24 protein-coding genes and 2 pseudogenes are annotated in these 25,343 nt (G+C 35.9%); 9 read left to right on the top strand and 17 right to left on the bottom strand.

Annotated elements, in window-relative coordinates; translation table 11 throughout:
* Together H0184_RS04370 and H0184_RS28070 are read right to left on the bottom strand one after the other, a co-directional pair.
* Positions 1-240: pseudogene (locus tag H0184_RS04370) on the bottom strand (hypothetical protein); the annotation flags it as partial.
* A gap of 2 nt (positions 241-242) precedes the next feature.
* Positions 243-1,885, bottom strand: a pseudogene (locus tag H0184_RS28070) (SpoIID/LytB domain-containing protein); the annotation flags it as partial.
* A 376-nt stretch (positions 1,886-2,261) separates the two neighbouring features.
* On the opposite strand from H0184_RS28070, the gene H0184_RS04380 reads away from it, so the two are divergent.
* Positions 2,262-2,684: a hypothetical protein gene (locus H0184_RS04380; protein WP_221821758.1), complete on the top strand. Its 423-nt coding sequence runs from the start codon at positions 2,262-2,264 to the stop codon at positions 2,682-2,684.
* Between the two features lie 188 nt (positions 2,685-2,872).
* On the opposite strand, the gene H0184_RS04385 is transcribed toward H0184_RS04380, so the two are convergent.
* Positions 2,873-5,683: a S8 family serine peptidase gene (locus H0184_RS04385; RefSeq protein ID WP_221821760.1), complete on the bottom strand. Its 2,811-nt coding sequence runs from the start codon at positions 5,681-5,683 to the stop codon at positions 2,873-2,875.
* Positions 5,684-6,137: 454 nt separating this feature from the next.
* Between H0184_RS04385 and H0184_RS04390 the strand changes: the two genes are divergently transcribed.
* Positions 6,138-6,410, top strand: a complete 273-nt coding sequence (locus H0184_RS04390; protein ID WP_221821762.1) for a hypothetical protein — start codon at positions 6,138-6,140, stop codon at positions 6,408-6,410.
* 176 nt (positions 6,411-6,586) lie between these two features.
* On the opposite strand, the gene H0184_RS04395 is transcribed toward H0184_RS04390, so the two are convergent.
* Positions 6,587-6,760, bottom strand: coding sequence for a hypothetical protein (locus tag H0184_RS04395; RefSeq protein ID WP_260631427.1), 174 nt, complete (start codon positions 6,758-6,760; stop codon positions 6,587-6,589).
* Positions 6,761-7,080: 320 nt separating this feature from the next.
* On the opposite strand from H0184_RS04395, the gene H0184_RS04400 reads away from it, so the two are divergent.
* Positions 7,081-7,350: a helix-turn-helix domain-containing protein gene (locus H0184_RS04400; RefSeq protein ID WP_221821781.1), complete on the top strand. Its 270-nt coding sequence runs from the start codon at positions 7,081-7,083 to the stop codon at positions 7,348-7,350.
* Positions 7,351-7,432: 82 nt separating this feature from the next.
* Entirely contained in the window at positions 7,433-7,684 is a 252-nt protein-coding gene (locus H0184_RS04405) for a hypothetical protein (RefSeq protein ID WP_221821784.1), read from the top strand.
* Here H0184_RS04405 and H0184_RS04410 read toward each other — a convergent pair.
* From H0184_RS04410 to H0184_RS04420, 3 genes are all read right to left on the bottom strand, one after another.
* Positions 7,681-8,040 carry a hypothetical protein gene (locus H0184_RS04410; protein ID WP_221821786.1) on the bottom strand — a complete coding sequence of 120 codons (360 nt, stop codon included), beginning with the start codon at positions 8,038-8,040 and terminating at the stop codon, positions 7,681-7,683. The two genes, H0184_RS04405 and H0184_RS04410, sit on opposite strands and share 4 nt — an antisense overlap.
* A 327-nt stretch (positions 8,041-8,367) precedes the next feature.
* Positions 8,368-8,757: a YkvA family protein gene (locus H0184_RS04415; RefSeq protein WP_260631448.1), complete on the bottom strand. Its 390-nt coding sequence runs from the start codon at positions 8,755-8,757 to the stop codon at positions 8,368-8,370.
* 544 nt (positions 8,758-9,301) lie between these two features.
* On the bottom strand, positions 9,302-10,099 hold the full coding sequence (locus H0184_RS04420; protein ID WP_221822441.1) for a lipid II flippase family protein: 798 nt from the start codon (positions 10,097-10,099) through the stop codon (positions 9,302-9,304).
* Positions 10,100-10,765: 666 nt separating this feature from the next.
* On the opposite strand from H0184_RS04420, the gene H0184_RS04425 reads away from it, so the two are divergent.
* Positions 10,766-10,987, top strand: a complete 222-nt coding sequence (locus tag H0184_RS04425) for a hypothetical protein (protein ID WP_221821788.1) — start codon at positions 10,766-10,768, stop codon at positions 10,985-10,987.
* A 640-nt stretch (positions 10,988-11,627) separates the two neighbouring features.
* Here H0184_RS04425 and H0184_RS04430 read toward each other — a convergent pair.
* From H0184_RS04430 to H0184_RS04445, 4 genes are all read right to left on the bottom strand, one after another.
* Positions 11,628-12,143, bottom strand: coding sequence for a type 1 glutamine amidotransferase domain-containing protein (locus H0184_RS04430; RefSeq protein ID WP_221821790.1), 516 nt, complete (start codon positions 12,141-12,143; stop codon positions 11,628-11,630).
* A gap of 246 nt (positions 12,144-12,389) precedes the next feature.
* Positions 12,390-12,935: an REP-associated tyrosine transposase gene (locus H0184_RS04435; protein WP_221821793.1), complete on the bottom strand. Its 546-nt coding sequence runs from the start codon at positions 12,933-12,935 to the stop codon at positions 12,390-12,392.
* A gap of 26 nt (positions 12,936-12,961) precedes the next feature.
* A complete protein-coding gene (locus H0184_RS04440; RefSeq protein WP_221821795.1) occupies positions 12,962-14,470 on the bottom strand; it encodes a YifB family Mg chelatase-like AAA ATPase in 1,509 nt (502 codons plus the stop codon).
* 790 nt (positions 14,471-15,260) lie between these two features.
* Positions 15,261-15,407, bottom strand: coding sequence for a hypothetical protein (locus H0184_RS04445; RefSeq protein ID WP_221821797.1), 147 nt, complete (start codon positions 15,405-15,407; stop codon positions 15,261-15,263).
* Between the two features lie 1,155 nt (positions 15,408-16,562).
* Between H0184_RS04445 and H0184_RS04450 the strand changes: the two genes are divergently transcribed.
* Together H0184_RS04450 and H0184_RS04455 are read left to right on the top strand one after the other, a co-directional pair.
* The gene (locus H0184_RS04450; protein WP_221821798.1) at positions 16,563-17,015 is read left to right on the top strand and encodes a hypothetical protein; all 453 of its coding nucleotides are present in this window, start codon (positions 16,563-16,565) and stop codon (positions 17,013-17,015) included.
* Positions 17,012-17,752 carry a hypothetical protein gene (locus tag H0184_RS04455; protein ID WP_221821807.1) on the top strand — a complete coding sequence of 247 codons (741 nt, stop codon included), beginning with the start codon at positions 17,012-17,014 and terminating at the stop codon, positions 17,750-17,752. Before H0184_RS04450 ends, H0184_RS04455 begins: the two co-directional genes overlap by 4 nt.
* 592 nt (positions 17,753-18,344) lie before the next feature.
* On the opposite strand, the gene H0184_RS04460 is transcribed toward H0184_RS04455, so the two are convergent.
* The 5 genes from H0184_RS04460 to istA form a co-directional block, all read right to left on the bottom strand.
* A complete protein-coding gene (locus H0184_RS04460) occupies positions 18,345-18,665 on the bottom strand; it encodes a hypothetical protein (RefSeq protein WP_221821833.1) in 321 nt (106 codons plus the stop codon).
* Between the two features lie 137 nt (positions 18,666-18,802).
* Positions 18,803-19,210: a hypothetical protein gene (locus tag H0184_RS04465; protein ID WP_221821835.1), complete on the bottom strand. Its 408-nt coding sequence runs from the start codon at positions 19,208-19,210 to the stop codon at positions 18,803-18,805.
* 20 nt (positions 19,211-19,230) lie between these two features.
* Positions 19,231-20,307 (bottom strand): hypothetical protein, encoded by a 1,077-nt coding sequence (locus tag H0184_RS04470; RefSeq protein WP_221821837.1) that lies wholly within the window; start codon positions 20,305-20,307, stop codon positions 19,231-19,233.
* A gap of 274 nt (positions 20,308-20,581) precedes the next feature.
* Positions 20,582-21,355, bottom strand: coding sequence for an IS21-like element helper ATPase IstB (istB, locus tag H0184_RS04475; protein ID WP_221821839.1), 774 nt, complete (start codon positions 21,353-21,355; stop codon positions 20,582-20,584).
* A complete protein-coding gene (istA, locus tag H0184_RS04480; protein WP_221822443.1) occupies positions 21,352-22,884 on the bottom strand; it encodes an IS21 family transposase in 1,533 nt (510 codons plus the stop codon). Before istA ends, istB begins: the two co-directional genes overlap by 4 nt.
* 584 nt (positions 22,885-23,468) lie before the next feature.
* Between istA and H0184_RS04485 the strand changes: the two genes are divergently transcribed.
* Positions 23,469-23,702, top strand: a complete 234-nt coding sequence (locus H0184_RS04485; protein WP_221821841.1) for a helix-turn-helix domain-containing protein — start codon at positions 23,469-23,471, stop codon at positions 23,700-23,702.
* Between the two features lie 42 nt (positions 23,703-23,744).
* Positions 23,745-23,984, top strand: a complete 240-nt coding sequence (locus H0184_RS04490) for a hypothetical protein (protein ID WP_221821849.1) — start codon at positions 23,745-23,747, stop codon at positions 23,982-23,984.
* 479 nt (positions 23,985-24,463) lie between these two features.
* On the opposite strand, the gene H0184_RS04495 is transcribed toward H0184_RS04490, so the two are convergent.
* On the bottom strand, positions 24,464-25,249 hold the full coding sequence (locus H0184_RS04495) for a hypothetical protein (RefSeq protein ID WP_221821851.1): 786 nt from the start codon (positions 25,247-25,249) through the stop codon (positions 24,464-24,466).
* Positions 25,250-25,343: the final 94 nt, after the last annotated feature.

Below are 25,343 nucleotides of genomic sequence, written 5' to 3' on the forward strand. Positions count from 1 at the left end.
ATAGGTTGCGCCGTCTAAGGCGTGCCCGCCATAAGCAAAGTCAATCCCATTTAACTGAATTTTGACAGGATTGGAGTAGTTAAAGTTGTAGCCGCCTGGTATTTTCACTGCCGTGATTTTCTTCGGTGATAGTAAGCTCCACTTTATATACCAATCTCCACTAATTGCTACGGCCTGGACGGTTCGGCCCTCAATTACAAATACTCCATTTCCTTTATCACTATATGGAATCTTCAATGTNNCAATTGATATAGGTTGCGCCGTCTAAGGCGTGACCGCCATTAGCGAAGTCAATACCATTCAACTGAATTTTGACAGGATTGGAGTAGTTAAAATTGTAGCCGCCTGGTATTTTCACTGCTGTGATTTTCTTCGGTGATAGCGAGCTCCACTTAATATACCAATCTCCGTTTACAGTTACAGCCTGGACGGTTCGTCCCTCTATAACAAATACTCCATTTCCTTTATCACTATATGAAATCTTCAATGTCTTTAATGCATTCCAATTTACATATGTGTGACCGCTTATAGAGTATCCCGTGCTAAAATCAAACCCATTTAATTGGACTTTAACAGGTGAATAAACAGGTGCCTCTTGGTGTACCTCATATTGCTTGACTAATTTTGTACCCGGATAATAAAAAGCTAAAATATCACGGTAGTTATGCCCAGCATTAACTCGATTATTCGCACCATGTTGACTCAACCCGACACCATGGCCGAAACCTAATCCGGAAAAGGAAAAGGCAGTGCTCGTTTCGTTCACTTCCGTAATTAGGGTGCTCTTCATTTCAGTCGTTCCAATGTAAGAACGGATCCTATCTGCAATAACATTGGTCATAGCTCCATTCAGAAGCTCGAGTTTACCAGTCGAATCAAACTTATCCTTTACAAGGAATTGGAAATCCAGATCTCCTCGTTGAACGCGACCACTTTCAGTTTCGTCATAGAATGATAGATCTGAGATGCTAATGATCTTTATTAGTTTATTAGAATAACCATTTTGGTTAAGCCATGATTTAATGTTGTCTGTAAAGTTACTATCCTTCTCACTTGTACTATTCCACCATAAATCAGGTTTTTGAAGGTCTAGCCCAGTTAAATTAATTTGCTGCTTTTGTATACTGGTCTCCCAAGCTAGCTTTTTATCATAATCATCTCTTTGAATAGGAAAATAAGGTAATGCCGGACTGCCGAATTCGTTATAGTTATTTTCTGACATGCCTCCATTTGATGAAGAAAATAACGCATCAATCGCACGTCCATTGTAGGTAACAATCTCACCTGTGGTCTCTTCTACAGCTTCTGAGGAATTTTCATATAGCATATCTGCCCCACCATATACTTGGTAAGAAGTTGTATCATTAATTACCTGGCCTAAACGGTAATAAGCATAGGTTCTCGCCGCAACAGCCTGCACCTTTAGAGCCTCTTTGTTCCATGAGGGATACATTTCTGCAGGAACCACTGATTTTAAGTATTCCTCTAAATAAATATTGTTAATCGGTCTTACGTAACCACTTTCAACAATAAAGTTAAAACTGCCATAATATTCCCGACTATTAATAAAGGCCGTATATTGTTCTCTCTCAGGCGTAATGGAGATATCCTCAGCTGTAATCAGTTTGATGCTTCCATCATAAAGGCTTATCTTTGACTGCTCAGCCTTTACACTATAGGTCTTGCCACTTGTAAGTTTGGTCGATGTACCGTCTAAAGTGTAATTTCCAGAAACACGTAAAGAAATACTCTTTTGGTTCCCTAAATAATTCACTAGTTTTACCTGTATCTTTGGTTCTACTATACTAGCACTAGCTTCCATTCTCATTGGCAATAAACCAAGTAAGAGAATTCCAATTAAAAAAATAGTTCCCAGTTTCTTCATTAATGACTCCCCTCTAAATCTATAGTCCTATTAATATTCTAATCTATAGATACAAAAAAAGACAGTCCTACCCATTATTTGACAACAAACTCTTACTAATCAAACGTTTGATTAAATAGCCAAAGAACTCTTTGTTAAGAGCATTATTGCTTTGTGTTAAGTGAGGAACTTATCGAAATATACTGTTCATTTTTACTCTTTCTACTCAAAAAGGACAATAGAAACTAGTAAAATACATAACCAGATAAAATTCTACTATAAATTTACCAACCAAACGTTTGATTAGAACTAGGAAGAATCCTTTTGAAATATGAACTTTAAGTGATTTTCATGAAAATTTATTGCCGACTAAAAATATAAGAATGGAGTGAGGTTGATGAAAAAGGAAACAATGGTATGTACTGATTTTTGGAGTGATTCTGAAGGTGTGATGATGACCCCGCAGGATAAGTATTTTTATTTATATCTTCTTTCGAATTCAAGAACAAATCATATAGGAGTCTATAAAATTACGAAAAAACAAATGGCTTTTGATTTAGGCTATACGATTGAGACGGTTCACTTGTTAATGGAACGATTCATTCAGCACCACAACCTGATACGTTACAACCTTGAATCAAGAGTAATTGGTATCAAAAACTGGGGAAAACATAACCCTTATGACAATTTTAAACACGTATTGGATTGTATGTACTCCGAATTAAAGAATGTATGTGATACCTCACTGATTTCATATGTTTCACAGTCCATTCAAGGTCAGGAGATTCGCAGCCTGTATGAATCTTTTTGTAATAATTAGAAATGATAGCCTTCGGAGAAACAGTGTGGAAGGAGTTCAAAAGATAATTTAATAAGTTTTGGTCCCTATCTGGAAAGAATAAATCCCGCCTATGTAAACAATATGTTTTTTCATACTGTCTACATAGGCGGGAAAATATCTATTTCTATTTAGCAGAAGTAAGCTTTTTTGCCGTTTTCCGGCTGCGTTTACTGAACTTTAATCACTGCTGAATTCTTTGATACCGTTTTTCCACCACTATCTTTCGCGTATACCTTTACATAATAGTCCCCTGCTACTTTTGGTGTCCAGGTTAGTTTATTGTTGCTCGTATACCAGATGGTAGCCACTTTTGTTGTCCCTTTATAGACATAATAGGCATACTGTAATCCCGTTCCTTCTGCATTAACTGTCCAGGTAATTGGCTTGCCTGTGGTGGATGTTCCCTGTACATTTGCCGTTACGCTATTGATCTTGAGGGCAACCGACACTTTAATCACTGCTGAATTCTTTGATACCGTTTTTCCACCACTATCTTTCGCGTATACCTTTACATAATAGTCCCCTGCTTCTTTTGGTGTCCAGGTTAGTTTATTGTTGCTCGTATACCAGATGGTAGCCACTTTTGTTGTCCCTTTATAGACATAATAGGCATACTGTAATCCCTTTCCTTCTGCATTAACTGTCCAGGTAATTGGCTTGCCTGTGGTGGATGTTCCCTGTACATTTGCCGTAACGCTATTGATCTTGAGGGCAGCAGCCGACACTTTAATCACTGCTGAATTCTTTGATACCGTTTTTCCACCACTATCTTTCGCGTATGCCTTTACATAATAGTCCCCTACTTCTTTTGGAGTCCATGTTAAAGTTTTATTGCCCGAATACCCAATTGTTTCCACTCGTGTTGTCCCTTTATAAACATAATAGGCATACTGAACTCCTGAACCTTCTGCATTAACTGTCCAGGTAATTGGCTTTCCTGTGGTTGATGTTCCCTGTACATTTGCCGTTACACTATTGATTTTAAGAGGTATCTCTTTTTCTCCTCTAATTTTGATATCATCAATATAAATTCCGGGATACGTTATTAAGAAATCAGAATTTAAACCAAATCTTATTTTGAAATTATTGACAGCATATGAGGCATCTAGAATAGCTGACTTATTTTCCCATGCAGCTTTGTGCCCTGTACCAGAGTCTATAACTGCCCAAGTTAATCCTCCATCTTTACTAACCTCCACACTGCTGAAGTCCCAGCCTGTCTCTGTATTCAGCCATTGGCGCCAAGAAACGAGAAGTACAGATTTGACACCTGATAAATTAATGACAGGTGACTCTACATAGCTAACTTCATTCACATTGTAATTACCGTCAAGGTTTGTTCCCCACACTTTTGTTGAACTATCAAGAATGTCTGTAGGTATACCCCATTCCCAGGAATTGTTCGTGCCAGACTTCGTATATTGGCCATTAGTAGCTTCGAAGTTTTGTGAGTATAAATCAACAAAATTCTTTGTATCTATTATCCATTGAAAATCGATTCTAGGCTTTGTAAGGCCATTTGTATCTGTGACAGACACACCGCCACTTTTAAGCTTTTGTTCAATATCTTCTACCGAAGCGTTTGGAAACTTCTCTTTCACCACTGCCCATGCTCCTGCAACATGTGGTGTTGCCATAGACGTCCCTGACATCCTCTCAAATCCGCCGCCATTTGAGGCTGAGTTTATTTCATATCCTGGAGCTAATAAGTCGACCATGGCTGCACTATTTGAAAAATCAGTCACGATATCAGAATTATCAGTAGCACCGACGGTCACTGCTGTTGAAATACATCCGGGAGCACCAATTGAATCTTTATAACCGTTATTCCCGGAAGCAATGACAGTTGCAATTCCTATCGATTTTAAATTATCGATAATACCTTGTCTCGGATCTTCACAAACACTGTAGAACCTTCCCCCGCCTAGACTCATATTAATTGAGGCGATTGAATACTGAGAGCTTAATGCATACACTCGTTCTAGTGCACTAATCTGGTCAGATGTATAAGAAAGTGCACATGGCGCTCCGTTTACACAAATGGATGTTGAGTTAAATTTAGTAAAGACCTGCATCGCAATGACTTTTGCATCCTTTGCTACTCCGGAAAAACTACTCCCCTTACCTGCAGCTATCCCTGCAACATGGGTGCCATGTCCACAGCCATTAACGTTTGTACAATCCAGCCCAGAATTGATAGCTGTTGATTCAGTAACACCGCCTGGGCACAATGATTGGCCACCATCAGTTGCTTGACTATTCGTTGAATAGCACGCTTCTGAGACCACCTTATTTGCTAAGAAAGTATGATTTTTATCTACCCCGGTGTCAAGAATGGCGACTGTCTGGCCTTCACCTGTAAATCCTTGTGACCAGGCTACATTTGCTTTAATTACATTCGTGCTATCCACTAGGCTTGGAGGATCAATACTGTTGCCTTTTTCTTTTTTACTGCTTTCGTTCGTACTAGGTTTTTCTGCTGGCAACCCTACTGGCATTGGAATGTCTTCAAGTATGCTTTTTACGTTTGGATTTTTATGTAATGCATCCAATCCATTTGCATCTACCTCCACCACAATAAACGGCACTGTTTTAAAAACTTTTATAGATTTTGCTTGTTCCGGTAATTTACTTTGCAAATCTTCTTTTACAGAATTTTGGATAGCTGCTATTTGTGCTCGTTGTTCCGATTTTTCTTCTTTTTTAAGTTTCCCTTCGGGTTGAAACTGTGTATTTAGTTCGAGGATTACCCTTACCTTTTTCTTATCCTTGAGCTTACTCATTAAGTTTTCAATTTGTTTCCCTTTTTTCTCAAGAAAGATATCATCTTGAGTATTTAAGACTTCAATCTCCTGGCTGTTTTCTTCAATAGGTACTTCTTCTTCATTCGAGTTGTTACCAGTCGCCCCAACATTGGGAGCTAGAAAACTTAAAAACATAAATAATAGTACTACCACCTTGAACAACTTATTCCCCATACAGCACTCCCTATCCTTTACGTAATTTTTATTACTCTCTCTATATATGCATAGTTAATTTTTAACAGTACCATAGCACCAAGTTTTTTATAATTTTTGTAAAACGAGACCAAGATGAAATTCATAGTGGAGATATACTATCTCTCAAACCTGTTAGAAGATATGCAATGACTACTAACACATTTAAATTAATCAAACGTTTGATTAAACCACGGATGACTCCTTTTGAAATATGAACTATAAGTGATTTTCAGGAAAATTTATTGTCGAATAGAATAATAAAGAAGGGCAGTAATGGAGGATGAAATGTAAAGGAAAACAATGGTATGTACTAATCTTTGGAAGGGATTCAGAAGGTGTGAGGATGACCTCATAGGATAAGTATTTTTATTTATATCATCTTTCGAATTCAAGGACAAACCATATAGGAGTCTATCAAATTACGAAAAAACAAATGGCTTTTGATTTGAGTTATTCGATTGAGACTGTTCACTTGTTAATGGAACGATTCATTCAGCACCACAAGCTGATACGTTACAAACCTGAATCAAGAGAAATCGGTATTAAAAACTGGGGGAATCATAACCCTTATGACAATTACAAACACTTATTGGATTGTATGTACTACGAATTAAAGGGTGTCTGTGATCCCTCCCTGATTCCATATGTTACACAGTCCATTCAAGGGCAGGAAATTCGCAGCCTGTATGAATCTTTTTGTAAATAAGGTTGAGGTGTTTGATGCTATGTACCAAACGGTCAGACCATTCACTAAGCTAGACACTATTTAAGTTCGCCATCCTGCAGCCAGCAATATAAATGGAGGGAGACTGTTCCATTCGTCTCCCCCCTTTTTCGTATCCTGAATAAGCTTAATTAGGAGACCGTAATAGGTCACACCATTTAATCGCAGAAAGCAAATGCACCTATAACGATTAATAAAATAAACAATACAATGATGATGATAAAATTATCGCACCCGCGTGTTTGAACACATGGAGTTCCATAGCCGTATTGCATTTGATACTGGGGAAGTACATTAGCCCCCATCGTATGTGACGGAATCATATTATCCATTGTAACACTTCCTTTCATTTGCATAGAGAGCCAGTAGGCGAATACACCATATCATACACAATTAAAGGAAATGTGAGCCCGTCTAGATAAAAAAAATGGGTTCATTCTGTTATGAGCTCGAAATATGAATGATCCTATCTAAAGCAATGGACTAACCAAATTCCTCATCAGTATTAGAGCCTTCCCTGTCCCAACATCACCAAAAGGTGAATATAAATTGACAATAACAAAAAAACTTTTTGCAATGAAGTAAATGAGAAGTTTTCTACGTGTCGCATTTTTAAGCCTCATTATCTAATGGTGTTAAAAGGAGAAAACCATTGAAGGATAATGAGAACACCGAAATTGGAGAAGTGTTGGCAAGATTAAGAAAGGCCCAAAATAAGTCACAGGATCATGTTGCATTTGTATGTAATATAAGTAGAAAGACCATGTCTAACTTAGAAAGAACTGAACATTTTCCGAATCTATTAACATTCGGTAAATATGCTAAGGCACTAGATATGAAGCCAAGTAAACTATTGGAAGAACTTGAGGAAAATAGCAATTTCCTTTTGCTTATTGACCAAGATACGAATGATTTAGACTGAGTTTAACGAATCCTAGCAGGATAGAAAGAAAACACCTAATAGTCTCTAGTTGAAATATTCTTACGTAAATGAGGGTTGGCAGATGATCAAGAAGAATATTGATATTATTAAAATGGATATTTGGAGAAATTTCGAGAATAACGGTCAATTGTACTACATAGAGGTCTTCCATTATACAGATGGCACCATCCAAGCGTTTGCAAATAAGAGGCCCGGTAAGGTCCAACATATCTTTGAAGATTTTCCAATAGGCATCGGTCGGAATGACCATGATCCAACTAAGGCTGCTATTCAAGCTATTGCCAACATTCCAAATCAATCATTCTCCCACTAAAACAATACGGCAAAACATGGTGATGAATAGCACCTATTATACTGACAGTACTTTTCTTTCTTTTCTTCAATGGTGCCATTGAAATAATCTAAAATACTATCAATTTTCATATAGGACAGTCCCACTGCCTGTGGATTCTTAAACAAATAGTAACTGCTCCAAGGGGAGTATTCTGGCTTCTTGACCATTTTTACCTCCACAGGATTTAAGTGAATATAACGGCTAACTTCTAGCATCCCTTCTTTATCTTCAATCATCTTTTCATATAATCTTTTTTCATAGACATGGACATGTCTTGTTAATTGATTACATAAGAATGTACCATTTATGCCCCAATTTTTACCGGTATTTGCCAAGAAGTTTATCATTTGCTGTCAAAGTGTTACCAATAGAAAAACGTCAACAATATTGAAGTGAAAAAGCCTAAATCCTTTTTATTTTATTACCGAGGATTTAGGCTTTTGGTTTTCCTCCTCAATCACGCCTATTGTGGAATATCATTTTCTTTTGAAGAGTATCGTTGTACTGCATAACAAATGAATTTGTTTTGGCAGCTTATTAGTGATTCGTCTTACTCTCCATGTATTTAAACTCCAATAAAACGTTAAAGTTCTTACAACAAATCCTTCAAAAGTAAAGTCTGCTCCCTAAAAATTTGGAAACAGACTCATAATATAATATCATTATCTACCTAGTTTATTATCAATCTCAGTTGTATCTACATTCTCGCCAAATAAATCTCTTAGTTTATTTTTGGCTTGCATTTTAACTTCATCATCCACATATAAAGCTACTTGAATTAAAGCAAAGATTACAACACTTAAGTCATCAGCATATCCTACACCAACTGCTAAGTCGGGGATAATATCTAGAGGTAAAATAAAGTACCCTAAAGCCCCAACAATGGTTGCTTTAACTTTTAATGGTACATCTGGCTTTTGAAGTGTGTAGTAAAGTAATAGAACTGCATAGACTATAGAAGTTCCAGCTCTTTTAGAAAATTTTTGAACCTTAGTCCAAAACTTTTCCTCTGAGAAATGCTTTTCGTGTTGGTTTATATCTTCAACATTCAGTTTTTCTGCTTCATCTTTTAAATCAGCAACTAGTTCTTCTTCAATATCAATTTCAATTTCGTCGACTTCAATATTAGATGAGGATAATTCTTCTAGATCTGTTTTCCTCTTAAATAGATTTTTTAACATAAAATCACTCCAAGGATTAGTAAATTACAAATACATTTTACACCATAATTATCCATTTATCATCATTTAATATAAAACACTAGTACTTCAAATAATAAGTATGCATGTTAATCTAATGACGCTATAAAAATACAAGGACCTGAAGAGGTTTCAGAATCTATTGGACCAGTGTTACAGTCTAGATTGGGAAGTATATTCAAAATCATTGAAAATCCATGAAAATGTAAACTATCAGGTCCCAAAAAGGAGGATCAAAGACAAAAGAATTCCCATAGGCTCAGGCCGCGACTCCATTCTTCACTGGCAATCAAAAATTTGCGTAGGATCTTCAGCCTAGAAAGGCCTCTTACACTGCAATCTCCTAGAGGCCCCGATACGATTTTGATCGTGAAAGGATGTCTATAAAACATTTATATCACCCCATAATGCCACTTATCCAAGAAATCAACCAAGCAGAAGGAAGCAGCAGAAGATGGGCGAGTAAGGTACCGAAAAACCTTGCAATCATTAACCAGCCATACGTCTTAGCTATTTCGTCTGCTCCATTTTCTTTAATTAGGGCCCGTTCGGTCATAAACGCGATTTGGGGATCCAACAAAAGCGTTAATAGAATCGTTGCGAATCCATTGACGACGCCTGTTGCCATGTTTGCGGTTGTACTGTGTGCTGGATTCAATATCGAAGCATATAAAGCTGACAATACACCCGTTGTATATATTGCAGTTACCACCATATTAATGAGCATAATGCGTTTTGGAATTCCGCCAACCCGAAGGATATGTATCATTTGAAACCTTGGACGTCTTAAATAGGAACTTGTTCTCTTTAATTTATATATATTCGATGTTTTCATTAAAGCGATGGCTGATCCTTCTATTTCCAATCGTTCAATCATTAACATCGCTAGACGCGAACACGTGGGATAAAAGAATAGTGCGAGCAAAGTACCGATTGAAGCTGAAAATAATATGAGATGGAATATCGCTAGTACATCAATGGTAGGATCAACTTTCGCTCTATCAACGATTACACCAATGACGGGAGCTTGAAACATATTTGAGGTACGCGCAATTAGTAAAACGATCCCCGTAAGAGACAACGCAACAGCAATCTTCTTTAATCTGATGCCCCCCAAACGAATACTATAGGTCAACGTCTCGGTTGCGTGGATAATGATGGTTAAGATAATAATAATGATTATTTGTACAGTCAATTTGTTCACCGTCTATCCCTGGTTTTATAACCCATCCCATATTATACCAATCTAGTAGTTTATTCTAAACCTTTTTTCTTCCTGACAATCCATTTTACAAGCCTATTAGTTACCAATGAACTCGCATTTCCCTAGTCGTTTTGGCGTTAGATACACTTTCAGAAATCATTAATTGTATCTCGAGCGTTATTGTCACCCAACAGAAGTAGAAGCATTAAATCCTTCACATAATCAAAAAAAGTACTGCTGGCTAATAAAGCTCGCAATACTTTTCACTTTTCTCCTCACAATTATCTTTATCTACTACTACTGTTTACAATCTGTCTGTGTATGGTTTAAGCAACCTATCTTTCGTAGAAATACCCCTTATTTCATAATTCTGCAATATGTTAAAAAGATATATATTAGTACTATCTTTCAACATTCTTTAAGAGTTAAACCTTGTGGTTTACTATCTCCTTTTAAAAAGCTAGTACATTGGGGATAGAAATCGAAATCCAGTTAATTTTCACCACTTTCCCCACTTATTTGCCAGTAAACCCTAGTAAATCATTCCCTAACAAGGATGTCTAAACAAAACGGTTTGATAATAACTTCTTTAATACACCTGCTAATTGATATAGAATCATTACTTCTAGTTGGGCTTAATTCTTTAGAGGAGGAAGAATGGAGAGGAAGTTTCAGCCAGCAAGCTTTTTCCATACCCTGGTGAACCGCTCATTCATACTTTATGTCCACCAGCAGCAGCAATTTCTAATTCTCGTTTCGCCTGCCTATTTAGCAACAAAGCAGGACAAGCCCTTAAAAACATTTCAAATCCTGCCGAACCAAAAAATTTACACACTAATTAGAACTTCCCTTGTTCCATATATGTATACCATCAAATAAAACACTTCAACTACTGGTTCTTTTGTGATGGAGTAGTTCCAAATAAGTAAATCAGGCCTCTACTCTAAGACTTACTTTATGTCATAGAGTAGAGGCCATTTTCTAAAATACAGTTTACCCAGCACTGGAAAGAAGGAGGAAAGCTTAAAGGCGTGTACCACGCCAGTTGTGATATCTCTTCCTCTGCATATATAGTCTCCCCCATATTTTACATCACCCTCTTCTCGACAAAATTTTTTACCACCAATCGGGATAAACTTAGGTTTTACAGCATTCAAAGCTTACTTAATCAAACGTTTAGTTAACATAGAATGCATTCATTAAACGTTTGATTAAATCGTGCATAAGCCCTTTTATCAAACGAACTTTTACTTGTTTTCAAGAAAGTTATTTGTCGTATAAAGGTTTTGCCTTACAAGAAATTATCTTCAAAATTGACAATAAGAACTAGCAAGGTACAAATTTATGCAAATATTAATCAGTTTGATTACCAACTAATCATTTGATTAGTTTGAGGAAAATCCATAACCTTCAAGGGTTTTCTTAAATAGCATGTGCAAAAGTTGTCATCAAAAAAGCAACCGGAACCGTCCCCTATGTTCACAAGCGTTAGGCAGAAGGAGCACCTTCTGCCTAATTGTTATTCTATTATTCTTAATGATTCTCGTACAAATGCCGGTATGTCTTCCGGCTGTCTGCTTGTGACCAGCTGGTTCTGGCAAACGACTACTTCCTTGTCGTGTAAATTAGCGCCAGCATTTTCTAAATCAACATGAATCGATTTATAGCCTGTTATGTCACGCCCTTCAAGCGTTTTCGCTGTAATAAGCAGCTGAGGTCCATGACAAATGGCTAATACAGGTTTTTTAGCCTCCATAAATGCTTTTGCGAAACGAACAAAACGTTCGTCGGCTCGAAGAATATCCGGTGAAAATCCGCCTGGAATGAAAAGTACATCAAATTCCTCATGGGATACATCATCAATGCTTTCATCAATAACGACTTCGGTTTTCCCCTGCTTTCCTTTCACGGTTTTTCCCTTTTCCATCTCGATTACGGTTACCTCATGCCCATTTTCCTTAAAGGCCTGTACAGGTTCTGCATATTCGGAATCCTCAAAATCATTCGTAACTAAAACAGCAATTTTTTTATTCATTATCATCAACTCCTCAACCATACAGTACCCACATTTTCATTGGATGAAACAATTAATAAAGTCTTTCTAGCCTAGCCCAATAATCCTTTAATGAAAAAACGTTTCTACATAAGAAATGTATCCAATAACATCACTCTACATCTTTTATAATATAGCTAGATATTGACGATATGAATCAATCATTACGTTTGAAAAAATCAGGACTAATCGAACATCCATAAAATTGAGGAGTAACAGGAACCGGTATTAGATAAGTAAAGTTTGGCAGTACTTTTCTTTCTTCTCTTCAATGGTTCCGATGTAATAATCTAATATACTATCTATATTTATATAGGACGGTGCTACGGCTCGAGAATTCTTATAAAATTGATAGCTGCTCCAAGGGTAATATTCAGGTTTCTTGACCATTTTTGCCTCTACAGGATTTAAGTGAATATAGCGGCTGACTTCTAGCATTCCTTCTTTATCTTCAATCATTTTGTCGTAAAATCGTTTTTCATAGACATGCCCTGTTAAACGGTACTTGGTATTGTAATAGTTGGCATAGCGCTTGTTGATGAATCCCATGAGCTTTGAAAAGGAAGCATCCTTTGAGCGAATGAGAAGGTGATAATGGTTGGTCATTAAACAGTAGGAGGCAATTTCAAACGGAATTTTTTCATGGAGCTGTTGGAGGATATGGAAAAAGGCATGAAAATCTGAAGCGTTGCGGAAAAGCGGGTCACGGCGATTACCACGACAAACAATATGATAATAACGATAACTAATCCAAACTCTCTGTGGGCGTGCCATTATGATTCCCTGGCCATACTCTGTTGTTAAGAAGAACCTGAACGGCGTAGTGTCATCGCTTCCCAAATGGCATTGTCAGTAATTCTGCTCTCTCCAGCTAAGTCTGAGATTGTTCTAGCTAAGCGAATGATCTTGATTTGAACTCGGTTGCTCCAATTTTGCTTAACAGTCACATTTGTTAGCATTCGTTGCTGCTCATTTGTCAACGGAGTAGTTTGGGAAATCACTTCAAATGGAACTTTAGCATTTGTTATTTCAGACTGATAGCGTTCATATTGGCGCAGACGTGCATATACAACCCGATTACGTATTTCAGCGGAGGTCTCTTGTACCTTGGCGGGTTGGTCTAAATTTATCGACATTAATGATAAAAGGATATCAATCCGATCTTGTATCGGTCCTGATAATCGATTACGATAGGTCTGAATTTGTTTAACAGAGCAAGTACAGTAATGAGTATTGGAATCAAAATAACCACAAGGACAAGGATTCATTGCACCAATGAGGATAAATGAGGATGGGTAGGTTACGGTTGAATGAGCCCTGCTAATCGTCACCTCCCCTGTCTCGAGGGGCTGTCTCAGCATATCCAGTGTCTTTTTCGTGAATTCTCCTATCTCATCAAGAAATAATACGCCACGATGTGCTAGTGAGATTTCACCAGGTCGCGGACTGGATCCACCACCTATAATGGCCACGGATGAGGCGGAATGGTGAGGATGTCGATACGGGACTGTTTGATAATAACTGCGTTTTTCACCTGCAATTTGATAAAAACTCATCACTTCTAGTTGAGCTTGATTCGTGAGAGAAGGAAGAATGGAGGGAAAGGATTCAGCCAACAAGCTTTTTCCACAGCCTGGCGGACCGCTCATTAATACATTATGTTCGCCAGCAGCAGCAATTTCTAATGCTCGTTTAGCCTGCTCATGACCAATAACGTGGCAAAAATCCTTTTGAATGGCTTCAGAAAATTGCGGTGCTTCCTTACTAGTCCTAGGTATAGGAAGAAATGAAAAAGTTTGTTGTCCTTGTAAGTGCTGAACCACTTCTTTAATATGACTTACCACAACTAATTCCAATCCATGCAGCATGTTAATCGGAATGGTTGGATCATCAGGGATGTAGATAAGCTTTAGACCAAGTGCTTTCGCTGCGATTAAGGCAGGCAGCAGTCCTTCCGCACTCTCGATTGTCCCATCTAGTGATAACGTTCCAATAAACGCCGTATCCATCCGGATTTCTTCCTTAATAACCTTTAGTTCTCTTAATGCCGCAATCGCGATCGCTAAATCAAACAAAGGTCCATTCTTTTTTTGTTCAGGCGGTGAAAGATTAACGACAACCTTTTGATCTGTCACATCTTCTCCAAAGTGACTAAGAGCAGCTATCACCCGTTCTCTTGACTCCTTGACAGAAGCATCTGGCAACCCTACAATGACCATTGATTCCTTACCTGCAGATATCCTCACTTGCACTTGAACTCGATAACCCTCAAGTCCTTTTAAACCAATACTTGAAACATTGACCGTCATAAAACAGCCTCCAAACATAATTTTTTTATTGTTAGAAAATCGCTCTCTTCGGAGAGATTGTTGCTATTTTTAATATATTCTCAATAAATGTTTTTAATAGAGTAATTAGACTAAGGGCTACTATCACAAGGAGTTGTGTTGTTTGTCGGTTTCGTTATAGGATAAAGTCCATTCTTTGCGATGGGGTAGCAACCAGAGAATTCTACTAGCAAATCATGGGAGACGATTACGAAAATAGATATATTAGAAGCAAAGGGGCTTTTCCTGCCCACCTAACAATTGGAAGATTGAAGCAGGCGATATTTATTCAATGTTTAGGAAAAATTAATGCCATGAATTTACGAATTGTGCTTATATTAGTAGCCACCTTTTTTAGTAAAGACAACATTCTATGCGAATAGAGCTTAGAAAATAAATACAGGATTCACACAAAATATCCAAGGGGATATGGTTGGATGATGAATGAAATAACAGCGGTTTAGCGATGAAGATATTGAGGATATAATTGAAGAATTATACGAAGTATTTCTTTTCTATAATTCTACAAAACAATCGGAATTCCTGCATAGACGATGGAAAAAATAAAATAAAATGGCACTTACATAAACGTTTCTTTTTTAAAGAGGCTATCAATCCTTGAACATAATATGAGGATTCACAGTGATGGAGACGAGGTTGAGTCCCTTCTCTACTGGAATAATTTTGTGTATAATGGACATATAATAAAAAAGAGAAGTACTGGTAACACTTCTCCATGCAGCTTTTACCCCAGGGTAGTGGTTGTCATTGTTTATATTTTATCTGAACCACTCTTTTGCTTGCGACGGCGTAGGGTGGTTTTCCTGTCTTCTAGAACATTCTTCCGAAAAAAATATGCGCAAACTTCGCGCACCATTCCCTTCAGAACTTCTCGTAGAATTTCAAGAAATGTTTCCATGATTATCACCTCCTTCCGCAATTACGGAAAGAAGTCGACAACCAACCACCCCAACAATATTCAACTGCAACTACATTCTAGTTACCTAAATCCCTATCAATCTTCGACAAATATCGGGGAGTGACAGGCACTGATATTTAATAGTTGTTTATTTATCACAAATGCTATCAATCCTAAATAATAATCTGAGGAGTGACAGTGCACCAGAATGAGCTCGAATCCCTTCTCAACTGGAATAGTTTTGTATATAATGGACATATATAAAAAGGAGAAGTGCTTGTAACACTTCTCCTTGCAACCTCTACCGTCAGGGTGGTGGTTGCTCGAGAACCACCCTTTGGCTTGTGACAGCGGGTGGTTTTCTTGTTTTCTAAAACGTTTTTCCGAAAGAAATATGCACTTACTTCACGCACAATTCCTTTAAGAATTTCTCGTAGTATTTCAAGAAAAGTTTCCAGGAGTATCACCTCCTTTCCTGATAAAGGAAAAGAAGATCGACAACCCAACCACCCTCACAATATTCAGTTGCAACTCCATTCTATCATTTTCTACCTACCTAAAAACCTATCAATCTTCGACAAAACTAGGGTAGTGACAGGAACCGATATTATTGGAGATCTCTTCTACGGATTTTTCTTCAGAAAGCTAATAGCTCTCGTAGTAGTTCCTTTTATAAATTTACAATTTTCAACTCATAGCATCGTTAGAGTCAACAATAATAGAATGAACACCCAAATAGATGCACAAAAGTTTGTAAAAAGATCCCTAATAGATATATGGTGAAAAAGTAGACTCTTTTATATACTCATAACCTATGTTATTATGGTATGATTTTCCTATGATTTCTCCAAAATGTGTAATTATGAGATTACTATAACTTAATATAAACTGCAGTTATGGTAATAGTTTTATGAAAAGTAGGATTTTATGCCCCAGGGCAATATTGGTTATTAGTCTTTAGATTAATGGTTCGCAAACAAATAATTGGGGTTCAGGGATATAGAAACCGTATGTTACTTCTTTAGCTAAATCTGGTAATATTCAGTTACTTCAAGGAAACCCTAATTATTTGATATTGATAATTACTCAGCAGAAGTCTTGATGTTCCCGAGGTATGGCACCGAGAAAACAAATTTAATGGAGTGATGTATTCTAATGAGGGAAAATGGAAATATGATATTAAATATTTATGAAAAATTACCTGACTTCAAAGCTAGATTTTATAGAGGCTATAACGTATATATAAAGGAATTAAATAGCTTAGAACAGGAGAAAGACCTAGGGATTTCTATAAAGCAAAAAGAATTATTACTGGCCGTCCTTGAATTGAAGGTACTTTATGAAGAAATACTGTTTCCTATGTTTGGTGTTAATTTATTTTACGAAACATTGAACAGTAGTAATACTTCTAAAGAAGACGTTAGGGATGATGAAAAAGTAAGTATTCAAATAAACAATTACTTATTTGAAAATGAACAATTTGACGAAATACTGGAAATACATAATGCGTTTATCAAAATGATTGCGGCATTAGATATTCCTATAGATGTCTCAAGCAAAAACTCTCTTCAGCAAGTTATCCAGATAATTAGGGGAATAAGTAAATGAGTGATACACCATTTAAAGATATACGACTATTTGTTAATGAAATAGATAACTTTTTAAACAACTATAGCACTAAGATCAATAAATATGCATCTAAAGTTAGTGATTTCTTTGAGATTGCCTGTTACAACTATGTAGTTAAATTTTATGAGAAAGATGGATTTGAAGTAAAGGTAAAAGGCTTACAAAAGGGTAAATTTCGGTACAAAATAAGTCCAATAGGTTACCCTGAAAATTTTTCTTATGTAGAGATAAAAAAGTCTACAAAATCTACCCCAACAATTTTTGAAGTAAGGCACAATATTCCTATAGCCTCCTATGAGAATTCTTCTGATATTTATATCGCAGCGGATATTGCAGTTATAAAACCCGGGGGAATTTTATGGGATTCTACTCATAAATATAAGGGCAAGGGTAAGTATTATTGCTATATAACAAATAAGGATCTACTGACTTTTTTTGAGGTGAAAAATTATAAACCCTCTCCTGAGTTACTAGTAAACTTTACGGGCATGGCAAATGAAATTATGCCACAATCAATAAAAGGAGAAAATCCTTATAAAAATCCAAAACACCTAGCACCTTCATTACTGGTATCAGGAAGCCATACAATACATACAGAATCTATTGCAGATATTTATAGTAAAAGATATAACTTAAATATTGTTGTTGATTTATTTAATATTCCTGCAAAAGCATACCTATTTACATCTAATCTTAATAGAATTGGTACTAAATAATATATTTATAGGAAGGGAAATAAAATTAGAGACATAACTCTGACCTACTCTACCCTTCTAATATTAAAAACAAAATGGTTTGATGTTCTTATTTGAGAATTCCATCACGCTAAGAGTGATAGCTGCACTCATAATTAACTAGCAAACCAGGAAATTGGCGACAACTATCTTGGACAAACACCTCTTCCTGGTTTGAGTATACTATTAATCTCTACCAATTACATATGCTAGACAACCAATAATAGGTGCATCTTGTAATGCAATTCTATGAAACAAAGATATTTCGGGGAATAACTCCGATATTCACTAACTAGAAACGCGCCCTTGATATTTCAACATTTTAAAAATGATAACAATCACAGATTGTAAGTATAGAATCTTTCAAACTTATCTTACTGAAACTGTTTGATTATAGTTCTTACATTTTGGTACTGGAATGGGTAAGGAAAAATCAGATGAAAAGTGTTAAAAACTACTTGCCGTTTTCAGCGCTTGGTATTTTTTGACCGACTTCCATCATAATAGGGAACCTAACAGCACCTATTAACCTATCAATCTTCGACAAAACTCGGGGAGTGACAGGCACGAAATTTTAAAGCACTATACCAAATAAGCTAGCAATAGAAGCAATCGACCCTATATTTCCTAATGTCCCTTTAAGGAAACCGAGTAATTTTTTCCCCTCTTCTTTATCTTGCTTTTGATATGCTTCTTGTAATTTTTCTGCAAAAAATTTCATCTGTTCACTTGTAGCCCCATTACACTTTTCACTAATATCTTTGAACAGCTGCTCAAAAGCTTGCTCAGATAATCCTTGCTGTGATTTATTTATTTGTACAGCATCTTCACCAGTATTAATGTTATTATTTCCAGACACATTTCCACCAATAATTATATTTCTTCCGCTCTCCATTTTTCCGTCCCCCGAAATTATTTGTATATTCTCTACATTTTCTATTCTAATTTGTGTTAATGCAGGTAATTTCCCGAAGGGTATATCGGGTTGATTATTATTTATGACTGCTTGTACTGCTTTCCTAACTTCTTTTCTTAAGACATGTTTATTTTTAAGCGATTCGTCTTTTTTTTTAAGTCTTCCCTTATTAAATCTCTAAACTCATTGGTTATTTTGAAATAAGGATAGAGATCAAATGGCGCTATAGTAAACTCATGTCCACAAATATCACACATTACTTCTTTATTAAGAATTGAATTTTTATCTTCAATATCATTTATTTTCCGCGCACATATCATTTTTTCATTAGTGCACTTAACTTCCCATGCGATTTTTAATTCCCCCGATTCAACACAATCCAATAAAAAATCATAAACATCTTCAAGGGAAGAAACTTTTGTATATTTTAATGCAGCAGTCGGGTAAAACTTTTTAACTGAACTAAAAGCTAAAAGTTCTAAAAAGTTATTTAGTTCTCTTTTTTCTTTTAAATTTACAGTCATTTTTTTACCCCCTTTTTTTCTTAGTTTATTATTTGTTGACGCACAAACTGAATAACCTCTTCAGTTGCGGGTGTAGTGAAAAAGATACTATCAGTAGTTAAACCTACTCTTATTGTAAAGGATTTTTCAACCCCATTTATAGGACGATTAAATTTAATAAATCCACCTTGATGTTGTAAATAAGGTCTTAATGTATCATACAAAGGTTGACCCCTTAAATCTCCCTCATTGACCCTTAATCCTACTCGTTCCATTCCGTTTAATATTAAAGCTGTAAACGGAGCAGTTAACAAATGCTCACCAAATGTTTCAGATGCATTTTTTAAATTTTCAATTAAGTCTTCTTCATTTTCATCGTCAAAGAAGTCATTTAGGGCATTCAGTATATTTAAGACAGCAGCAGTTTGTTGTTGGTTAAAATCTTCAAACACAAATTCAGGTGTTGATGTTGCATCAATTAATTCCCCATTAAGAGCATTGGCAATTTGCTCTACATTGTTCCCAAAAGGGGCAAGTATCCTAGCTTGTTCCAATGTTATGTGCTGACCAATCATAGTAGCAATAGAGGAAGCTATTTTTATTGCGTTCCTCGTATCAGTACGTACTTCTATAATATCCTTTTCCGTATCAATATAAACAGTGGTAATCTCACTTTTTGGGACTATATGCACTTCTGTTCCATTTACCGATCTTCTGTTACCACTATTATAAGCGTATCTTAAAAAGATTTCATTATCATTAATTCCTTCAGCAGCTGCAATTAAAATAGGCTCCGATGTTAAGTCACCTGCTTGAATGTATTCGATCGTTTCAAATCGATTTGACTGTGACTGTTGTAGTAAGTCTTTAAATCCTCTTAAAGCACCTTCATTTTCAATTTTAAACCATGTAACAGAAGATTTACCTGCCAATAGTCTATTTTCAGCGGAATATAATCCTTCTCTATTCCCATTGTTTATTCTATCCCATACCCTTTGGGCTAAATCATAAGATGTTCCGCTTGTATCTAACCTTAAATCAGTGCAAACTTCTTTTAATATTACTTTTGGAAGCTTTATTACATCTGGAAAAAAAACAATATTAGATATTCTATGCAAGTGTAGGGTCCCCCAGTACAAAATTTATTCTATATATTAGATTCTATAGCAAAAAAGTCTTTCCTGCACAAAAAAAACTTTCTGTCATTTTCCATTCTTTTACATAAACTTTACACAAATGCAATTAACCTCAAGTTAATTCTATTTACCTAGCCCATACGGACTTTGAAAACCACCAGCCAAACACTAATTATTGATTTCCCATAAACACTGGTGTAACCGTCAAGTAGAAATCAACAGTTTTTAGTAAATAAGATTAAACAGTTTTCATCAATTAAGATTCAACACCTTGATTATCAAATAATGCTTTTCTGTATTTCATTCTGATGCTGTCTTGTTCTTCGCTGAAAGTCAAAATTTCACTTCGATGTAGAAGACGGTCTAGAATCGCTGTCGTAAGTGTCGTATCGCCAAGGAACTTTCCCCATTCACCAGGACCTTTATTAGATGTAAGGATGAATGCAGCTTTGTCATACATCTCATATATGAACTGGAAGAATAAATGGGCATCCTGTGGTTCATATGCCATATACATGACATCATCGATGATAATCAGGTCTGATTTGATAATACGGTTGTATCTCGTCTTAGATTTACTGATATACTCTCTTGATTTCAATACATAAATTAAACGATCCATTGATATAAAAGAAACCTGGTATCCACGCTCTATAGCGTGAATACCTAGGGCAGTAGATAAATGAGTTTTGCCGACTCCCGTTGGTCCCATCATAATTAAGGTAAAATACTCATCCACCCATGATAGTTGTTTTAATATATTCAGTTGTTTTTCTCCAATTGCTGTCTGTTCTTCAAGACGAAAGTTCTCAAATGTTAAAGCTTCTGGAAACTCTGCCCACTTCATTAGTCTTTCACTGTTTTTCCTTTCTCTACAACGCATTTCATGACTAAGGAACTCATGCATGAACTCATGATATGTCCATCCCTTTGCTTCTGCTTCCCTTAGAAGAGAGGGTAACTCCTTGGCTGTTTCAGCCAAGCGTAAAGTTCTACATTTTTCCTGCAGTAATTCGTAAGGTTGGCTCATCGGTTTGTACCTCCCTGAAGAACACTTAAATAAATATCCTCTCTTCGTTCGGGGGCAACTAGAGTCTTGTATTTCTCATTTAGAGTTACAGTTTCTTTATGTTTCTTTCGGCCTTGTATTTCTAATGAAATGGCAATATCCCGAAGATCATTTGCACTAGTTAACCGTAAACGTCTCATTTCTTTAAGTGCCTCGTCGATAAAAGCCGGATATTTTAGAATGACAGCTTGTACCACTTTAAGTTGATCTATCAGATGGCGTGGATATTGATTAGAGAGAGTTTCAATAAGCCAATTTGCAGCTTCTTTATCGTATAACATTCCTTTGATTTGCTGTATTAATAGGTCACGTTTAGATTGTTCACGTTCGCGATGAGATGGGTCTGAGATGACAGCACCACTGCCTTGTGCAATTTTATGTTTAGCTAGTGGCTGCCCAGTTTGCTGCAGGCGTATGTATAGATAATCATTATCTGTCTCGACATAAGCAATATTGGGGGCTCCTTTTCGGTAAGTACCGCGAGGTACGCTGTACCTATTCCCATCAAATCGGATAACATTGTCTTTGTTAATAGTTCTTGTTATACTAGAATCGAAGATATCTTCAAAAATGTAAGTACCGGAGATCGGTTGTAGGTGTGGCTTTTCCAGGGCGAACACCTCGACTGGTCTCTTTTTTGTATTATGATGTACTTTATAATTTCCTGTTCTTTTTAACCAACTCATACTAGATTCCTGCCAATCTAGTAGATTATCGAAAGTACAGTTCTTCGCAAAATTATTCTTCACGTATTTTACTACCTGCTCTATTTTCCCCTTGGACTCTGGATCAAATTTTCTGCAAAGGTAGACCTTAAACTTTCTGGTTTGTTGATATTTAGTGAATTCTACTGTCATGATAAGGTCTCCAGCATTTTCACTTACAGCCAGTAAACGATCTTGGTCGTAGACGATTTCACTGGACATTCCCCCATAAAACCGAAAAGCATTTTCATGCATCCTAATAAGATCTGATGCTCGAAACGGTCGGTCTAGCCATTCTACATATTTGTATCTAGAATGGGCCAAAACGAATCCAATAAAGTAGAGCCGTTTAAATATTCCACTCGTTGTAGGGACCTTTATTTGACCAAAATCTACTTGTAACTGTTGAGCCATTGGGAGATCGGGTACTGTACTATAATTTCTACCTGATACTATTTTTGGAATATGATAAGCTTCACGTATCTCATTCACATAATTCCTCACAGTTCCTTCTGTAACAGAACTAACGTCTAATTTCTCCCCCAACCAGTCCAATACTTGAGCTCCTGATAAATCAGGATGTTCTTTTAACCACCCAATGATTTCATCCCGAAAGGGATCTAGCTTTTTACTTCTGCTTTGTAATGAGATAGCAAACGAATAAAACTCTTCTGGCGACATCTTTGCGTATTCTATTACTCTATTCCTAGAAATCTTTAATTTCCTTGCTATCGCGCTATTTGTAAAACCCTCGCTGCGAAGACTATGAACCTCGTTGTAAATCATCAATCTTTCCACTCCTGTTTATTCCTCACTTTCCATAGACTGCTTTAAGTATATAGAAAGTGGGTCAATTAAGGTAAACTGTTGAATCTTATCTGTTGAAATCTGTTTACCCTTATTTGTGGAAAACTGTTTATTCTAGTTTATCGTTTACAACTGGAAAACTTCCATGATAATACAGACCTTAGCAGCAACATTTTTAATACCAATCTTCGACAAAACTCGAGGAGTGACAGGCACGGGAATAAATAGTAATTATACCCATACTATTAAAAAAACATTATTCTAAAGGAATACGATAAAAGCTCCTAACTCCACGATTTTGATTAAACAACTGAACATTAGAAGTAACGCCTGGTGTCGTTCTGAATCTTTCTAGTAACTCGGATTGTTAAAAGATGGCTTTCCTTATGAAAGGTCACCATTCTAAAACAAAAACCATTTAGTAACTGGCACTTATTTTGACCCTTTGTGTCCTTTTATGCTCTTTTTAATATTTATTTCCTTTAAACAGCTTTTCGCGTACTACAGTACGTGGATGGTTTTTGCTAGTCAGTATGTAATGGTCTTAAAAAGGAGAATCCCTTTTGAAAGAGACCAAAGTTTATATAGGAATTGGATTAAGAAGATTAAGAAAAGAAAAAGGATGGACGGTTGAGGATCTTGCTTTAGAATCTTATTTAACACGTAAATACATCTATGAACTTGAGCATAATTTGAAATCACCATCTAGCACCACTCTCGATAATCTTGCAAAAGCATTTGAGATGAGGTTCGGGGAATTTAATACTGAAATTGAAAATGAGATAATCCGAAAGTAATGTTCTAGCTAAAATTAATCTTACTTAAATGAGGGTTGGCAGATGGATAAAAAGAATAGTGAAATTGTTAAAGTGAATATTTGGAGGAAGTTCGAAAACGAAGGTCAAATTTACTACGTAGAGGTTTTTCATTATACAGATGGTACCATCCAAGCGTTTGCCAATAAAAGGCCAGGGAAAGTCCAACATATATTTGAAGATTTCCAAATAGGCATCGGTCGAGATGACCATGAAGCAACAAAGGCTGCTATTCAAGCTATTCATAACATTCCAAATCAATGAATCTGTAAGAATGTTCAATCATATTTAGCATGAACTGTTAATCATAATCTAGTTGTAGGATAAAACCAGATGACATTTTGCCAATATACGCAAGTAAAAACACTTACATGCACTTAAAGCTCTTGTATGTCCCTAGAATTTGATCTTTATAGAAAAGCAAAATACATGTTACTAGTTCTAGGCGAAACTTTAATCGGGTCATTTTTACTCCACCTCTCCTTGTTATCGTCATTGAAAACAATGTTTACAAGTCTGATGAAAATGACCCCTACTTTCTTACATACTACAACTTTAATTGATGCGTCTTATTATTTTTATTAGGGATTATCAATTGGAAAAGCTTTACTTACTCAAATCTGGAACCTGCTTTCTAATATAAGGAATATAAGTTACTTTTCTTCATCATGATAGTCATACAAAAAGCCTATTACTTACCAACCAACTAGAAAGTTGTGATGTACAATTTAAAGTTAATCCCTTTATTGAGAATTTTCTTTTGTAAATTTAAAGTGTTTATCAGATGATCGATCGTACAAGAATATTTCTTTTTGTTCATTATCATTTGGTTTACGAAATATTATTCTATCTTTGTCTAGAGCGTAATGAATCACTACCTTACCTCTATTAAAATCCTCTTCGCTTATAATCTCACAAATATATCCATGAATACTTTTATTCCGATAGGATCTATAAAGATATAATATCAGCATAGGAAAGGAAAAGAGAATGAGTACTCCTATTCCAATCAACTTTACATTCTCGTATAGAAAATAATAAAAGAGAGATGCGTAAAACGGAAATGTAGCATAATAATTAATGTTAAATGAGTGCTTAACCACTTTTTTCTCATGGAATCTAATAAACCAATTAAAACCTTCTGCCCTTTCTCTCCCAAACAGTTCTATAGTAGCCACTCTAAGCATGATGGGTATTAAGGAGAGTATAAAAATTGCCGATGTTAAAATAAAAATCCATATACCAAAAATATTATGTAATAATGAAACGATAATAGATAAGGCTAATCCCGAAACTAAATAAAGTAATGAAAAAGTAATATATTCGGTGATTTTAACTATTACTTGCTGTATACTTCTCTCATTCTTTGGTAAGAATAACCGATCAAATTCGTTTAATGATATAATTTTGTGAAATTTTATAAAAAGAGAATAAATGAAGATTACCGAGGCTACTATGAGCATTATTATTTCTTCTGGCCCATTTATTCCCTTTTTAGTAATTTCAATTATTTGTTTAATTAAGTCCATTAATACTCCTCACTAGGTCTGTTATTTCTCAATCTTCCCAATAACTTTCGAATTACTATCAAAGACATTTTTATAATTACATCATTTATTTTAA

The organism is Neobacillus niacini, assembly GCF_019749295.1.
Lineage (GTDB): Bacteria > Bacillota > Bacilli > Bacillales > Cytobacillaceae > Neobacillus > Neobacillus niacini_D.